At 53.2% G+C, this 14,091-nt stretch carries 15 protein-coding genes; 7 read left to right on the forward strand and 8 right to left on the reverse strand.

The window, feature by feature from the left end; genetic code table 11:
- The first annotated feature begins 39 nt into the window (after positions 1-39).
- The 5 genes from cofH to RHJ02_RS10045 all read left to right on the forward strand — a co-directional run bounded on the left by cofH (position 40) and on the right by RHJ02_RS10045 (position 5,619).
- Positions 40-1,221 (forward strand): 7,8-didemethyl-8-hydroxy-5-deazariboflavin synthase subunit CofH, encoded by a 1,182-nt coding sequence (gene cofH, locus RHJ02_RS10025; protein WP_206200043.1) that lies wholly within the window; start codon positions 40-42, stop codon positions 1,219-1,221.
- The gene (locus RHJ02_RS10030; protein ID WP_310800181.1) at positions 1,218-2,846 is read left to right on the forward strand and encodes a DUF3352 domain-containing protein; all 1,629 of its coding nucleotides are present in this window, start codon (positions 1,218-1,220) and stop codon (positions 2,844-2,846) included. Before cofH ends, RHJ02_RS10030 begins: the two co-directional genes overlap by 4 nt.
- Positions 2,847-2,904: 58 nt before the next feature.
- Positions 2,905-3,819, forward strand: a complete 915-nt coding sequence (locus RHJ02_RS10035; RefSeq protein ID WP_302677693.1) for a pentapeptide repeat-containing protein — start codon at positions 2,905-2,907, stop codon at positions 3,817-3,819.
- A 57-nt stretch (positions 3,820-3,876) separates the two neighbouring features.
- Entirely contained in the window at positions 3,877-4,962 is a 1,086-nt protein-coding gene (leuB, locus tag RHJ02_RS10040) for a 3-isopropylmalate dehydrogenase (protein ID WP_310800182.1), read from the forward strand.
- A gap of 126 nt (positions 4,963-5,088) precedes the next feature.
- The gene (locus RHJ02_RS10045) at positions 5,089-5,619 is read left to right on the forward strand and encodes a YqhA family protein (RefSeq protein ID WP_310742992.1); all 531 of its coding nucleotides are present in this window, start codon (positions 5,089-5,091) and stop codon (positions 5,617-5,619) included.
- 29 nt (positions 5,620-5,648) lie between these two features.
- On the opposite strand, the gene RHJ02_RS10050 is transcribed toward RHJ02_RS10045, so the two are convergent.
- From RHJ02_RS10050 to RHJ02_RS10060, 3 genes are all read right to left on the reverse strand, one after another.
- A complete protein-coding gene (locus RHJ02_RS10050; RefSeq protein ID WP_310800183.1) occupies positions 5,649-7,787 on the reverse strand; it encodes an EAL domain-containing protein in 2,139 nt (712 codons plus the stop codon).
- Between the two features lie 140 nt (positions 7,788-7,927).
- Entirely contained in the window at positions 7,928-8,242 is a 315-nt protein-coding gene (locus RHJ02_RS10055; RefSeq protein ID WP_302678206.1) for a hypothetical protein, read from the reverse strand.
- 320 nt (positions 8,243-8,562) lie between these two features.
- Positions 8,563-8,694: a hypothetical protein gene (locus RHJ02_RS10060; protein WP_302677689.1), complete on the reverse strand. Its 132-nt coding sequence runs from the start codon at positions 8,692-8,694 to the stop codon at positions 8,563-8,565.
- Positions 8,695-8,813: 119 nt separating this feature from the next.
- Between RHJ02_RS10060 and nrdR the strand changes: the two genes are divergently transcribed.
- Positions 8,814-9,302, forward strand: coding sequence for a transcriptional regulator NrdR (gene nrdR / locus RHJ02_RS10065; RefSeq protein ID WP_206200049.1), 489 nt, complete (start codon positions 8,814-8,816; stop codon positions 9,300-9,302).
- Here nrdR and RHJ02_RS10070 read toward each other — a convergent pair.
- Genes RHJ02_RS10070 through RHJ02_RS10085 form a run of 4 tightly spaced genes read right to left on the reverse strand, consistent with a single transcriptional unit; the run spans position 9,299 to position 12,106 of the window.
- Positions 9,299-10,495 carry a GNAT family N-acetyltransferase gene (locus RHJ02_RS10070; protein ID WP_310800184.1) on the reverse strand — a complete coding sequence of 399 codons (1,197 nt, stop codon included), beginning with the start codon at positions 10,493-10,495 and terminating at the stop codon, positions 9,299-9,301. The genes nrdR and RHJ02_RS10070 overlap by 4 nt on opposite strands.
- Positions 10,496-10,539: 44 nt before the next feature.
- Positions 10,540-11,532, reverse strand: coding sequence for a pentapeptide repeat-containing protein (locus RHJ02_RS10075; RefSeq protein ID WP_310742995.1), 993 nt, complete (start codon positions 11,530-11,532; stop codon positions 10,540-10,542).
- Positions 11,533-11,580: 48 nt separating this feature from the next.
- A complete protein-coding gene (locus tag RHJ02_RS10080; RefSeq protein ID WP_302678207.1) occupies positions 11,581-11,832 on the reverse strand; it encodes a hypothetical protein in 252 nt (83 codons plus the stop codon).
- Positions 11,825-12,106, reverse strand: a complete 282-nt coding sequence (locus RHJ02_RS10085) for a helix-turn-helix transcriptional regulator (RefSeq protein WP_011057702.1) — start codon at positions 12,104-12,106, stop codon at positions 11,825-11,827. The genes RHJ02_RS10080 and RHJ02_RS10085 overlap by 8 nt, the downstream gene beginning before the upstream one ends.
- Before the next feature lie 43 nt (positions 12,107-12,149).
- On the opposite strand from RHJ02_RS10085, the gene RHJ02_RS10090 reads away from it, so the two are divergent.
- Positions 12,150-13,547: an aminotransferase class I/II-fold pyridoxal phosphate-dependent enzyme gene (locus tag RHJ02_RS10090; RefSeq protein ID WP_206200053.1), complete on the forward strand. Its 1,398-nt coding sequence runs from the start codon at positions 12,150-12,152 to the stop codon at positions 13,545-13,547.
- Here RHJ02_RS10090 and RHJ02_RS10095 read toward each other — a convergent pair.
- On the reverse strand, positions 13,544-14,089 hold the full coding sequence (locus RHJ02_RS10095; RefSeq protein ID WP_225901561.1) for a DUF3727 domain-containing protein: 546 nt from the start codon (positions 14,087-14,089) through the stop codon (positions 13,544-13,546). The genes RHJ02_RS10090 and RHJ02_RS10095 overlap by 4 nt on opposite strands.
- Between the last annotated feature and the right edge of the window lie 2 nt (positions 14,090-14,091).

A 14,091-nucleotide genomic window follows, 5' to 3' on the forward strand; every position in this document is an offset into this window, starting at 1 on the left:
GAAAGAGTGACCTAATTTCCTAAAGGTGGAGTAGATTCGATGCAGACCATAGGGGCGATCGCTGAGCTAGAGGCGGCTCTTGCCAACAATGGCATTTCTGCCCAACAAGCCCTCACCCTTTTGACAGCCGCTCTTCCCTTAGCCGCAAGCAGTGATCCTCAAGAACCATTGCCCCCCCTCCTCAGGGCACTACAAACCGCGAGCGATCGCCTGCGCCAACAACAGGTAGGCGACACCGTCACCTATGTGATCAACCGCAACATCAACTTCACGAATATCTGCGAGCAACACTGTGGCTTTTGTGCCTTTCGTCGCGATGCCACCGCTGCCGATGCCTACTGGCTCGACATTGACACGATCCTGAGCAAAGTGGCTGATGCAGTTGCCCAAGGGGCGACAGAAATCTGTATGCAGGGGGGACTCAATCCAGCCGCTAAAGAATGTGGCTCCAGTTTGCGCTATTACCAATCCCTCGTGCGGGACATTAAAACGGCCTTTCCTGAAATCCATCTCCACGCCTTTTCGCCCCAAGAAATTCAATTCATTGCCCGCGAGGATGGCCTCTCCTATGCCCAAGTGATTGATGTTCTGCATCAGACTGGGGTGGACTCCATGCCCGGTACCGCTGCGGAGGTGTTGGTGGATCGGGTGCGCTCAAAAATCTGTCCTGAGAAAATAAACACCGCGACATGGCTAGAGATTGTTGAAACCGCCCATCGTTTGGGGGTATGGACAACCAGCACAATGCTCTGCGGCCACATTGAAACGCCAGCGGATCAGGTGGCTCACCTACAACACCTACAGCAACTTCAGCAAAGGGCTTTGGAACACGACTATCCCGCGCGAATTACCGAGTTTATTCTGCTGCCCTATGTGGGGGAACTTGCCCCCAAGGCAATGCGACAATGGGTAGGACACCACCAACCGCAGTTATTACCGACATTGGTGCTAACGGCAGTGGCGCGGTTGTTTTTAGGGCGATGGATTCCGAACCATCAGCCTAGTTGGGTCAAACTGGGTCTTGAGGGGGCAACCATGGCCCTGAATTGGGGCTGTAATGATTTGGGGGGAACACTGATGGAAGAACACATTACCTCAGTGGCTGGAGCGCAGGGGGGCACGGGCGTTAGTCCAGCAGATCTGGTGGCCGCAATTGGCTCCTTAGGGCGAACCCCATGTCAGCGCACCACACTTTACCATCCCGTTGGAGAGTTGCGATGACCACGGAATCTCAGCCTTCGGTTCAGTCTCCCCGTCGGTTCCGCCCTTGGCTGGTGGGGGGTATTGCTGTGGTTATTGCCGGGGCAGCCGCCGCTGCGGGGGTCTTCCTGTGGCAACGGTTTAGTCAACGTCCGATCGCGCCCGGAATGGCGATCGCCCCCAATAGCGCCCTACTGACCCTCACTTTACCCACGGATCCCAAGCCTTGGGAAGCCCTTGCCAAAAGTGGCCTGTTACAAGCCCAACCTTGGTTGAACCCCAGCTATGATCCGCTCTCGCCAGAGGGGGTGAATCTGGCGCAACTGGATTACCTCAAGGATGTGCGCCCGTTTATTGGTGACCAAGCCACAGTGGTCTTGTTGCCCATTACCCCAGAGTCCGTCAGAGAATTGCCGGTACCGCCCCACGTTTGGATTGTGCCGACCCTAAATGTACCGATGGGGGAGCAACTGCTGCAAAGCGTCATTGGCGAGCCGATCACAGAAATCAACGGCGTGAAAATCTTCAAGGCCAAGGGGATTCTCCCTGACCCCGATAGCGGCGCGATCGCCCTTATTACGCATGAGAATCAGGCCTACATCATTTGGAGTCAGCACCAGAGCGCCCTGCAACAAGTCATTGCCACCGCCCAAGCCAACAACGGCATTGGCAGCCAGCCCACCTATCAACAGGCAGTGAAAGGGTTATCGGATCATCGCCCTTTGGTGGAACTTTATTTGAACCTACCCGCCTTTTTAGCCAGTCAGATGGCCGCCCCTGAAGGAAGTCTGCCTGAACCCCCGCGGGAACTGCAAGGGATGGTGCTCACCGCAGACATGACCCCTGAGCAAATCGAATTGGAGGCGGTGACTTGGCGCCCTGAGCAGAATCCAGCCCTGGTCAGTGAAGGTCAAAGCCGTGAACTTAGTCGTCTTGTGCCTGAAACGACCCTTGCTTTTTACGGTACAGGCTCCTTTAAGAATTTATGGCAGAATACCCCCGCCTCAGTGAAAGAGACGATCGCCAGCACGGTTAAAGATCTCACTGGCCTCGATTGGCAACAGGCCTTTGTGCCTTGGATGGATGGCGAATTTGCTGCTGCCTTTGTGCCCGTTCCCGCCCTAGGCAATGCCCCTAGTTTGCTCTTTCTCAGTCAGACCGGCGATCGCCCCCAAGCGAGTCAAACCCTGAGCCAGCTCGATAGCCAAATTCGCGATCGCCTACGGTGGCAAGTACAACAAACCGCCCCTGAACCGCAACCCCTCACCACTTGGCGCATTCCGCCGGGCTTGCCGGTGGGGCAGCATGGCTGGCTAAATGACCAGACCCTCTTTTTGGGACTTGGCCCGTTGACGGATATGCGTACCCCCCCTACGCGCTCCTTGGCTGACTCTCCCCTCTATCGTGCAGTGCTGCCCCATCCCAAGGGCACCCAGTTTTACCTCAATTTGAGTGATTTGGCGCCGTTGCAAAATAACTTGCTGTTGCCACAGTTAGCCCCTGAAATCGCGCGATCGCTCCAACCCTTTGCTGCCCTAGGCATTACCAGTCAGGTGCGAGATAATCAGTTTACCCACTACATGGCTCGAATTCGCCTAAAACCCCTCTCACCACCGGAGGTTCAGCCAACGCCGGGGGAACCCTAAAACTAGACGCAGATTTGCTACTGAAGGACATGACTGAATTACTGTGGAACCAGATGTTTTGCTGAAACGATATAGCGTGGGCGATCGCGACTTTGCCGGGGTACGCTTGCGCCGTGCTAACCTGAGTCGGTGTATTTTGACGGGCATTGATCTTTCCCGTGCCGATCTCACTGATGCTGCCCTACAGAGCACGAACCTGCAAGGGGCTGATTTGCGGGGGGCAATTCTCACTGGCGTGAATCTTAGTCAGGCGGATTTGCGGGGGGCGGATCTGCGGGGCGTGATTTTAATCAGTGCCGATCTCCGCTGGGTGTCGTTGCGCAAGGCCAACCTAACGGGGGCGGATCTCAGCCGTGCCAACCTTGCCAATGCCGATCTCAGTGAAGCCAACCTCACCGGTGCCCAACTGAGTGAAGCGATTTTGCGGGATGCTAATTTGACGCTCACGGATCTTACCCTTGCTGAGCTAGAACGTGCCAACCTCACCCGTGCCAACTTAACGGAAGCCTACCTGCGGGGCGCTGATCTTGCGGATGCCGTCTTGCGGGAAAGTCAACTGGTACAGGCCAATTTGCGCGGTGCCAACCTCAGTGCCACCAATCTGTACCAAGCCAATTTAGAGCGAGCCGTCCTGATTGGGGCGAATCTGCGTCGTGCCCGTCTTGAGGAAGCCCATTTGCGGGAAGTGGCCTTCAAAGAAGCCAACTTACGCCATGCCTGTTTGGACAAAGCCAATCTTGTTGGTGCCGATTTACGGGGAGTGAGCCTTGCCCAAGCACTGTTGCGGGGAGCCGATCTCAGTTCCGCGATTCTCATTGGTGCCAACTTAATGGGGGCGAATCTCAGCGGTGCCGATCTGCGGGGAGCCAATCTCATTGAAGCGATTCTTACCGGTGCCAGCCTCAATGGCGTTGATCTCAGTGCTGTGGATATGAGCGAGGCGATTTTGCCGGATGGCTATCTCTCGGAATAGCCTCAAGGGAAGACCGCTGCTGGTGTAGATTAGAAGATCGGTGATTTTGAGACAGGCATGGCAACCACGTATCGCATTGCTGTTTTGGCCGGGGATGGTATTGGTCCAGAAATTACGGCTGTTGCCCTCGATGTGTTACAGGCGATCGCCCCTCGCTTTGAATTGGCCTTTGACTTTATTCCTGCCCTTGTGGGCGGCTCTGCCATTGATGCTGTGGGGGAACCCTTGCCAGCAGCAACGCTGGAAACCTGTCGGCAAAGTGATGCCGTGCTTTTAGCCGCCATTGGCGGAACGCAGTGGGATAGCTTACCCCGTCATCTGCGCCCGGAGACGGGATTACTTGCCCTTCGCGCTGGTCTGGGTTTATTTGCTAACTTACGCCCCGCCAAGATTTTTCCGCAACTGCTCCATGCCTCGTCCCTGAAGCCGGAAGTGATTGCCGGCGTGGATCTCATGGTGGTGCGTGAACTGACTGGCGGCATTTACTTTGGTCAACCGCGCGGTATTTTCACCACGGAAACGGGTGAGCAGCGGGGGGTGAATACGATGGCCTACACCGCCACGGAAATTGATCGCATTGGCCGCGTGGCCTTTGAAACGGCTCGCAAACGGCAGGGCAAACTCTGCTCGGTGGATAAAGCCAATGTCCTTGAAGTTTCCCAACTGTGGCGCGATCGCCTGACTGCGCTTAGCGCTGAATATCCCGATGTGGAACTCACCCACCTCTATGTGGACAATGCCGCAATGCAACTGGTGCGTGCCCCGAAACAGTTTGACACAATTGTCACCAGTAACTTATTTGGTGATATTCTCTCCGATATTGCTGCCATGCTCACGGGCAGTATTGGTATGCTTCCCTCCGCCAGCCTAGGGGAATCCGGGCCGGGTCTGTTTGAACCGGTTCATGGCTCGGCGCCCGACATTGCCGGCCAAGACAAAGCCAACCCTCTGGCAATGGTACTCAGTGCGGCCATGATGCTGCGTTATGGCCTCAACCAACCAGCAGCAGCGCAAGCGATCGAAGAAGCGATTACTGCTGTTTTAGATCAAGGCTACCGCACTGGCGATTTAATGGCTGAGGGCTGTACGCTGGTGGGCTGTCGCGAAATGGGCAACCTCTTGATTAAAGAATTATCCCAATAGGCTCCTACTCCTTTGCTAGTAATCTTCAACTACTAACCCCTAGCTATTACTCCCCCAACATTGCCCACCTTCTTTGATTGGCGAGTGCCTCTGCTAGGATGTTAGGAGCTTTTGGTGCTCTTGGTAATGCGAAGATTATCCCAACTGGAGAGGCTTGTTGAGCCTTTTCTCTGGTATTTCCGTCTTTTTGTCATTATTCCCGTCATTTTTAGCCTACTCAGTACCTTTGCTCTATTTATTCTCGGCAGTCATGAAATTCTTTTAGGGCTGGGCATCCAATTTCGCAATTATGGGGATTCCACAATTTATATCAAAACCCTTGGCTACATCATCACGGGTATTGATTTGTATTTAATTGGCATTATTTTGTTGCTGTTTGCCCTCGGTATCTATGAACTGTTTATTTCTAAAATTGATGCGGGTCTGGCTCGCGATCGCGCCACTGATATTTCCCTGATGCAGGCTCAGAGCTTAGATCAGCTTAAGGATAAACTGCTAAAAACAATCGTCATGGCTTTAGTGGTGACTTTCTTTAAGCAACTGATTGCCTTCAATGTCAAAACGCCCCTTGACCTACTCTATCTGGCCACCGCAATTCTGATTATTGCCATCAGCACATACTTGATGTACCGCGTCAGTTCAGAAGCCCATCACTAGATGCTTAGGGTTTCCAAGAAATGGTGTTTCTAAGTAGCATGAATCTGCGCCAACAGGGCATCCACCTGCTCAATACTCAGGGGTTGCGAGAAATAATAGCCTTGGGCATAGTCACAGCCCAGTTCCCGCAGTCGCGTCACTTGATAGGGATGCTCCACCCCTTCGGCAATCACTTCGAGTTCCAATCCCTTGGCAAGGCTGACAATGGCATCAATCACAAGGGGTTTTTGCTCGGTTTCAGTGATCAGCTTCACAAAGCTGCGATCTATTTTGAGGATGTCAATGGGAAGATTGGTCAAGTAGCACAGGGAAGAATAACCCGTGCCAAAGTCATCGAGGCTGAGCTTGATGTCTTGAGCCTTGAGTTTAAGTAATATGTCGCGCACCTGATCGGGCTGATCAATGCCTACACTTTCGGTCATTTCGAGGTGCAGGCAATGGGGGGGAATCTGGGTTTGCGCCAAGGCGGCTGAGATTTGCTCCAAAAGGGCAGGGTACATCAGTTGCCGATTCGATAAATTCACATTCACAGACAACTGACACTGGGGAAATTGCTCGTGCCAGTGCTGAAGATCGCGGCAAGCCCGCCAGATCACCCAATCGCCAATAGGCAAAATCAGTCCCGTTTCCTCAGCAAGGGGAATGAAGCGATCGGGCAGTAATAAACCTTGGGTGGGATGTTGCCAGCGAATCAGGGCTTCAAAACCGTAGAGACGATTATCACTAAGACGATAGATGGGCTGATAAAAGAGGGTAAATTCATCCCGCTCAATAGCTTGGCGCAACCCCACTTCAAGGGAGAGGCGATCGCGCGCCATCAAATGCATTTCTTCACTAAAGACTTGATAGCGATTGCCCCCCGCCAGCTTGGCACGATACATGGCAATATCGGCATTGCGCAAGTAGTTTTCTGCTTTTTCAATGTGGGACGATCGCGTGGCCACGCCGATACTCACCCGCAGCGTAATTGGTTGATCTTTGACCATAAAGGGTTTATCGAGTTCACAGCGAATGCGATCGCACACCCCCAAAGCATCGTTGTTGTCACGAATATCATCCAGCAAAATCACAAACTCATCGCCGCCAATACGAGCCACGGTGTCATCGGGGCGCACAATTCGGGTGAGGCGATTGGCCAATTCAATCAAAATCAAGTCACCGCAACTGTGGCCAAGGCTGTCGTTAATGACCTTGAACCGATCAATGTCAATGAACAAAATGGCAAACTTGTAGTCGGGACGACGCCGACCATGGCGAGCCGCCTGTTCAATGCGGTCAAAGAGGAGCGTGCGATTGGCTAGCCCCGTCAGCGAGTCATGGAGGGCATCATGGAGCAACTGCCTCTCTGCAAAGTAATGCTCAGTCAAGTCGGTTAAAGAACCGGCAAAGCGTATGGCATTGCCATGGGTATCCCGCAGCACCAGCCCCCGTGCCAACGCCCAGCGATAAGAGCCGTTGCGATGTTGAATGCGAAACTCTTGGTGAAAATGGGGGGTTTGGCCGCGCACATGGAGCATTAAATTCAATTTGACCCGCTCAACATCTTGGGGGTGTATCCGCTTGAGCCAATCGTCAATGTGGTTGCCAATTTCGTGATCCTGATAGCCGAGAATATTTTTCCAGCGCGAGGAATAAAACGTCTCATTGGTCGTCAAGTTCCAGTCCCAGATGCCATCATTGATGCCACGGGTGAGCAACGCGTAGCGATCGCTGGTTTCCAGCAACGCTGCTTGGGTTAACTTTATATCCGTGATGTTGTAGCCGCAGATCAGGCCTGCGCCATTGGGAAACCGCACAAAAGCCCAGATCACCTCTCGGACTTGGCCATCTGCACCATGGACAGGTACCTCCTGCCAACCGCTAGGAGCATGAATCATCCAATAGTGAATTTGCCGCTGGGTCTCTGAATCGGGAAAGCATTGACTCAAAAAGTCCTGCGACAGTAAATCTGCTATATCCCATCCCAATTGGGTCGTGACCTCTTGGTTGATGGAGTAAATCTGCCCTTCATTGTCATAGAACAGGATCAGCAGAGGTAAACGGGCACAAACCCCCCGCAGCAACTCGTAGGGGTCTGCACTGGCTGGAAAATCAAATCCATAGCCCGCCTGCCCACCCATGATTGGCCGACCGAATTGAGGAAACAAAAACGAGGCATCGTGCTCCATAATCCTATCCTAGCTTTGGTGTTTGGGAAATAACAGCTGAAGCCAGCCAATGGCACTAGAAAGACCCCTTCCCCTTGGAGCCTCCTTCGACATCATTCGTTGCAAACCCCGCAGATTTTTGTATTTTCTAACCTGACTGGTTAAGCAATATCTAATTGTTGCCCCACCTCTGGTGAGGTATATTTTAATCCCAAGATCCAGAAAATTTGCTGCACAATTGCCTCATATTGCTCACTAGAGAGGAGGTTTTTTTTCTGATGTAAAAGAAGTAGCCGACTCAACTGTTCGGTGGCGGTTGCCAACTCCTCAGCCTCGGGATAAAGACTCTCCAATACAGCGCCCAGATCCGCTTTTGCCGTAGCCACCCCTTCAGCAATCACAGGCTTGAGCATTGGTGCATACTGACGCAGTAGGCGCCGTAGGTGATAAATCTGGGAAATGGATAGGTACAGCATAACTACCTACCGTTTGCTTTGCCAAGGCAACAATAGAAAAATTAGAAAAATTTTGGCTTCATTCAAAATCTACCACCCGCCTAGGGGGAAGGGAGTTACCTAGGCTACAAAATCCCAGTGAATGTTCTAAATTTTTCTTTAGTTTCTTGCTGCTTTTTATTGATTAGACTCATCCTTTGCTCTTATCTTTATAATTCATTAACATTTTTTTTGTCATAGTCAATCCTTAGGGTCTTCTAGGCTTTTTTGCGGCCATTGAGGGGTCGTTGCAACGAAACTCTTTTCAGAACGATAACGGCAAGGCGGTTGGTTTTTTCAGCCTAGTGCGCAAAAAAGCCCACAATCACCAGCGGAATAAAGAGGCTTAGGGCAGCAATGAGGAGTAAATTTTCTGGCTCGACGTTAATGATCGTGGGTTGATTACGTTTCTTTTGGGGGTTTGGATCGGTCATGGCAGGATACCCGATGGATACCCCTAGCCTAACAAACGCTGTCGCAGCCCTTGCGCATGTTAATCGCTCGAAAGAATCGGCTATGATACTCTCAGGTGCCTAAATAAGCGGGGATCCCTATGCAGTGTCCCTATTGCCACCATACGGATAGTCGGGTTCTAGAGTCTCGATCGGCAGAGGGGGGGCAAAGTATTCGGCGGCGTCGAGAGTGCCTCCAATGTAGCCGTCGCTTCACCACCTACGAGCGGATTGAGTACGTTCCTATTACGGTCATTAAACGCAATGGCGATCGCGAGTCCTTTGATCGCTCAAAATTGTTGCGGGGCATCATGACCGCCTGTGGCAAAACCAACATTCCCCAACAAAAAATTGAAGCCCTCGTAGATGATATTGAGGCGGATTTGCAGTTGCGATCGCGCCGCGAAGTCACCAGCGCTGAATTGGGGGAAGCAGCACTCCAACGGCTGCGTCATCTTAGTGAAGTGGCCTATGTTCGTTTTGCTTCGGTCTATCGCCAGTTCCAAGGGATTAGTGATTTTGTTGCCGAATTAGCCCATCTCCAAGAGACCCCTGCTTCACCAGAGTTGGTGACGGCCTCCCAGTCTTAGCGCTGCTTCATCGGTAAGTCGGCATTAATTGTGTCAATGAGCCGCTGCTCCTCGTCATTGATCTGGTCAATGTAGTGATCAAAAATTTGCGCTAACTGCGGTGCATAGAAGCGGTGCAGGCTGTAGTTGGGCGTCGCTGGGAAGCCCCGCCGTTTTTTATGGCGTCCGCCCGCTCCCGGATCAAAGCGCTGAATGCCGTTGGCGATCGCCCATTCAATGGGTTCATAGTAACAGGCATTGAAGTGCAGGCAATCAATCTCCTGGGCACTGCCCCAATAGCGACCGTAGAGATTGGCTCCCTTGGTGATACAAAAGGACATGGCAATGGGACGCTGACCGCCATTGCTGGGATAGGCAGCAAAGAGCACCACGCGGTGACGATAGCGATCGCTCAGGGCTTCAAAAAACTGCCGTGTTAGATACTTGCTGCCCCACCAGCCAAATTTGTCGCAGGTATCGGCATAGAAATCGTACATCTGTCGCAACAGGCTGCGGCTGACCTCATCCCCCTGATGAACTCGAAACGTGAGATCCGCTTGAGCCACGGCCTTGCGTTCCCGCTTGATGTTGCGGCGTTGGTTGGCATTGAAGTCCGCCAAATAGTCGTCAAAGGTCTGATAGTTGCGATTTTGCCAAATGTAACTGTGGTGGAGCCACGCACGATAACCGTAGGCTTCGGCAGCGGGTTGCCATTGGGGATCGACGTAGAGAAAGTGGCAACTGGAAAAACGGTGACGCTGACAGAGGCGATCAATTTCGTGGAGCATCACCTTGGTCATCAGAGCCACATCCACTCCCTCGGCCATGAGAAAGCGATAGCCCACCGCCGGCGTAAAGGGCGCCATCCCCAGCAGCTTCGGATAATAGCGAATGCCCAACCGCGCCGCCAGCTCTGCCCATTGGTGATCAAAGACAAATTCCCCTTGACTGTGGCCTTTGACATAGAGGGGAGCGGCAGCGACCAGTTCCCGCTGACCTTGGCGATCGCGCCAAACCAAGAGATGATGGGGGAGCCAACCGGTTTGCAGCGTTGCACTGCCAGAGGCTTCAATTTGGTGCAGCCATTCCCATTCAAAGAAGGGGGTTTCTAGGGGCAACGCAAGAGCATCCCACTGCTCCTCGGGAACGCTGGCGATCGCATTCACCCACTGAATCGTTAGCTCCGGTGCCAGTGCCGCTGCAAACTCTGCCATACCCCTCAGGGAAACTGCGTCTCTGTTGTACTATAGCAAGTGCTTTAGATAAAGACACTGCCATCGGGCATTAATGCCTGCTCCAAGCAAGCCTCCAGCAACAGGGCACTACTGAGATCAGCACGCATTAGGTTGGCTTGACGTAAATTGGCACCCTTGAGATTCGTGCGGGCTAGGTAGGCATCAATGAGGCGAGCTTCTTGCAAATCCGCCCCGGTGAGATCCGTACGCCGCAAATCCGCCTTATTCAAAACCGCTTCCCGCAAGTTCACCCCTTGAGCTTGGGCATCATCAAGCCGCGCCTCAGAGAGAATCGCTTGACTTAAATCCGCTTGCGTGAGAATCGCTCCCCGCAGGTCTGCTTGAGCCAGCCGCGACTGCCGTAAGTTGCTTCCCACCAGATTCGCCTCATAGAGAATGGCACGGGTGAGAATCGCCCCCTGAAGATTGGTATTTGCCAAATTGGCTTGGGTCAGGTTGGCGGCATTAAGGTTGGCCTCCTTGAGATTGGCTCCCTTGAGGTTAGCCCGTGATAAATCCGCTCCTGCCAAATTCGTTCCTTGGAGATCGACTTGGCGGAGATCTGCACCCACCAGACTTGCCCCCTCCTGATAGTTCTCTTTGCGAAAGTTAGCACTGCGCAGACAGGAGCCAGCCAAAACCGTATGGCTTAAATTCACCTGTCGCAAGTCACTACTCAGGAAGTTGCAGTCGCGAAAAACCGCCAATGTGAGATCTGCCCCCTGCAAATTGGCGCGATCAAAAACGCAACCATGACATTGGGCATCACGAAAATGGCTATCGTTAAAAACTGCTTGGGTAAAGTTGCATCCTTCCAAGCGTGCTCCCGTCAACAGAGCATAACTAAAATCAGCACGGCCAAAATGACAGAACTGCAAGTGTGCCCCCTGTAAACTAGCACCCCGCAAATCAATGCCGATTAAATCGGCGCCAACCAGATTGAGGCCAGTCAGATTCACAGTTTGAAAATTGGTTTGACCCTTGGCATAGCAGGCGAGCAATTCTGCGGATTCCATCGTTAGTCTCCAGCAGGGAGCAGCATTGGCATTCCAGCAATACCATACCTATAGTGAACCCTGCCAGTCCCCATACTGCAGTCCATAGTGTTGGAGAATCTCCTCACAGCGTGCTTGCATGTTTGGCGTTGGCGGCCAAGTCACGGCAATGCCTTCAATTTGGCTCAATTCGTAGTCAAAGCGGGAACAGGTTTGGGGCAACAGCCGCACAGAAATCCCATCAAGTAACTGCAAGTGGGCAGCCAGCTCACGATAGACGGCCAGTGGCAGGCGGGGATTGTAGTACACACGTTCACTCATGGGGCTGGGTAGGGGGGGTGGGCAGTGCACAACAATTGACATCATTCAAGCAAACTTTACCCCACGCTAAAGCCCAGCGCACAAGTGCCACACGATTTTCTGATTTTGTTTTCATCAGAATATTACTGATATGGTTATCTACCGTACGCTTGCTGATGTCTAGTTTGGCGGCAATGTCTTGGTTGGTTAGCCCCGCCGCCACAAGCTCCAACACCTGTAGCTCACGCTCCGACAGCAGTGAATACTCCAACCGATCGTCTTGCGGTATAGACATCCCTAAATCCGTATAATTACTTAGACCCTTATACTCATTCTAGTTGACGATTTCTCTCCTTGCTGCTCTTTTAGCCCAAAACCACACGATTCCCTTACACACGCCCGGCCATCAACGGGGTCGAGGCATGGAACCGCTGTTGCGTGCCCTTTGGGGAATGGCCTTAGCCCAAGATTTAAGTGAGTTGCCCGGCCTTGATAATTTGGCGCAGCCAACAGGAGTGCTGGCAGAGGCACAGGCGGCGGTAGCGGCGACGGCGGGGAGCGATCGCGCTTGGTTTTTGGTGAATGGTGCCACCAGTGGTCTTTTAGCCGCACTTCTAGCCACGGTAGGGCCGGGCGATCGCGTTCTTGTGGGGCGCAATGTCCACCGCTCAGTGATTGCGGGACTGGTGTTAACGGGGGCGAAGCCCGTCTATTTGGGAGTCGCGGTTGATCCCCAGTGGGGGCTGCCGTTGCCCATTACCCGTGATGTGGTTGCCGCCGGCTTGGCTGCCTATCCCGATACCAAGGCGGTTGTGCTTGTCAGTCCCACCTATGAAGGCCTTTGCTCACCCTTGGTCGAGATTGCTCAGTGCGTCCATGACCACGGTTTGCCCCTCATTGTCGATGAAGCCCACGGCAGTCATTTTGCCTATCATCCCGCCTTTCCGGTAGCTGCTTTGGCCGCAGGCGCAGATGTGGTGGTGCAGTCGTGGCACAAAACCCTCGGCACGTTAACCCAAACGGCAGTGCTGCATCTGAAGGGGGAGCGGGTGTCCCCTGAGCGCTTGAGTCAAGCCCTGAACCTCGTGCAAACCACCAGTCCCAGCTATTGGTTTTTGGCAGCCCTTGAGCGGGCGGGGGTGCAGATGGCTGAGCAGGGAGAGCAAATCTACGCCCGACTTCTCCAGTGGGTTAAGACCTCTCAATGGCCTTTGCCGCGCTGGCAGCCCACAGGCATCCCTCAGGATCCGCTGCGATTGACCCTAGGGACGTGGTCGATCGGTCTGACGGGGTTTGCCCTAGATGAGCTGTTGCAACCGCAGATCATTGCTGAATTTCCCAGCGGGCGATCGCTCACCTTTTGCCTTGGCCTCGGTACCAGCCAAACAATGCTCGAAATCTTGGCCGATCGCCTAAAAAGTGTTTGCGCCGAATACTGCTACCATGCCCCTCTGCCACCACTGGCCATCCCCCCAATCCCTAACCTTGAAGAACCTACGCTCTCACCACGGGACGCCTACTTTTGCCCACAGGCATCGGTTCCCCTCAAGGCGGCCTTAAATGAGATTAGCGCCGAGACACTCTCCCCCTACCCACCGGGAATTCCCGCTGTTATCGCCGGGGAACGGATCACTGCATCAGTGATTGAAACCTTGCAAACCCTCCAAGAGCTGGGGGCAGAGATCGTGGGGGCTGCCGATCCTACGCTACAAACCCTAAGAATCTGTAGGGTCTAGTCTTCCCAGTCCTCCTCTTCAATGAGATGGCTCACCAAATGCTGTTCCAAGAGGGGTTGCAGGTGTTGAAAATCTTGGGGAGAGAGGAGTTCAGGTTCTTGACCGGGGACAAGACGGGCAACGTACAGGGTCGGACTCAGGGGCGTATAAACGCTGTATTCTCGCGTACCGCAAAAGAAGCTACTGCCGAGGGGTTGATACTCCTCAATGTCATCATCGGCTTCCACTTCAACCGTGAGAATCTCATCTTCATCCAGATCCGGTAGTTCACCCGCTACGGTGAGGGTCAGTGCAGTGCGCTTGAGGGTGAGGTTTTGTTCTTCAAGGATGGCACGGGCTGTATCAAAGACCGCATCAATTTCCTGCTCCTCTAGGGGCACCAAGGTTTCTTCCTCGTCGTTTTCGACCACGACCGCAAAAATTTCTACGGGATAGTCCACTGGCCGCAGCAGCGCATAGGTTTCCCCTTGCACATTCAGACGAAACTCGATGTAGCAGTCGAGGAAGCGACCGTCATCATCGTAAAGGCGGAGTTGCTCCATCT

Source organism: Thermosynechococcus sp. TG215, assembly GCF_031583455.1.
Lineage (GTDB): Bacteria > Cyanobacteriota > Cyanobacteriia > Thermosynechococcales > Thermosynechococcaceae > Thermosynechococcus.

What these genes read in the sequence shown, in the direction of transcription:
- cofH (WP_206200043.1), top strand. Translation starts at nt 40, where the DNA reads ATGCAGACCATAGGGGCGATCGCTGAGCTAGAGGCGGCTCTTGCCAAC.
- RHJ02_RS10030 (WP_310800181.1), top strand. Translation starts at nt 1,218, where the DNA reads ATGACCACGGAATCTCAGCCTTCGGTTCAGTCTCCCCGTCGGTTCCGC.
- leuB (WP_310800182.1), top strand. Translation starts at nt 3,877, where the DNA reads ATGGCAACCACGTATCGCATTGCTGTTTTGGCCGGGGATGGTATTGGT.
- RHJ02_RS10045 (WP_310742992.1), top strand. Translation starts at nt 5,089, where the DNA reads ATGCGAAGATTATCCCAACTGGAGAGGCTTGTTGAGCCTTTTCTCTGG.
- RHJ02_RS10050 (WP_310800183.1), bottom strand. Translation starts at nt 7,787, where the DNA reads ATGGAGCACGATGCCTCGTTTTTGTTTCCTCAATTCGGTCGGCCAATC.
- RHJ02_RS10055 (WP_302678206.1), bottom strand. Translation starts at nt 8,242, where the DNA reads ATGCTGTACCTATCCATTTCCCAGATTTATCACCTACGGCGCCTACTG.
- RHJ02_RS10060 (WP_302677689.1), bottom strand. Translation starts at nt 8,694, where the DNA reads ATGACCGATCCAAACCCCCAAAAGAAACGTAATCAACCCACGATCATT.
- nrdR (WP_206200049.1), top strand. Translation starts at nt 8,814, where the DNA reads ATGCAGTGTCCCTATTGCCACCATACGGATAGTCGGGTTCTAGAGTCT.
- RHJ02_RS10070 (WP_310800184.1), bottom strand. Translation starts at nt 10,495, where the DNA reads ATGGCAGAGTTTGCAGCGGCACTGGCACCGGAGCTAACGATTCAGTGG.
- RHJ02_RS10075 (WP_310742995.1), bottom strand. Translation starts at nt 11,532, where the DNA reads ATGGAATCCGCAGAATTGCTCGCCTGCTATGCCAAGGGTCAAACCAAT.
- RHJ02_RS10080 (WP_302678207.1), bottom strand. Translation starts at nt 11,832, where the DNA reads ATGAGTGAACGTGTGTACTACAATCCCCGCCTGCCACTGGCCGTCTAT.
- RHJ02_RS10085 (WP_011057702.1), bottom strand. Translation starts at nt 12,106, where the DNA reads ATGTCTATACCGCAAGACGATCGGTTGGAGTATTCACTGCTGTCGGAG.
- RHJ02_RS10095 (WP_225901561.1), bottom strand. Translation starts at nt 14,089, where the DNA reads ATGGAGCAACTCCGCCTTTACGATGATGACGGTCGCTTCCTCGACTGC.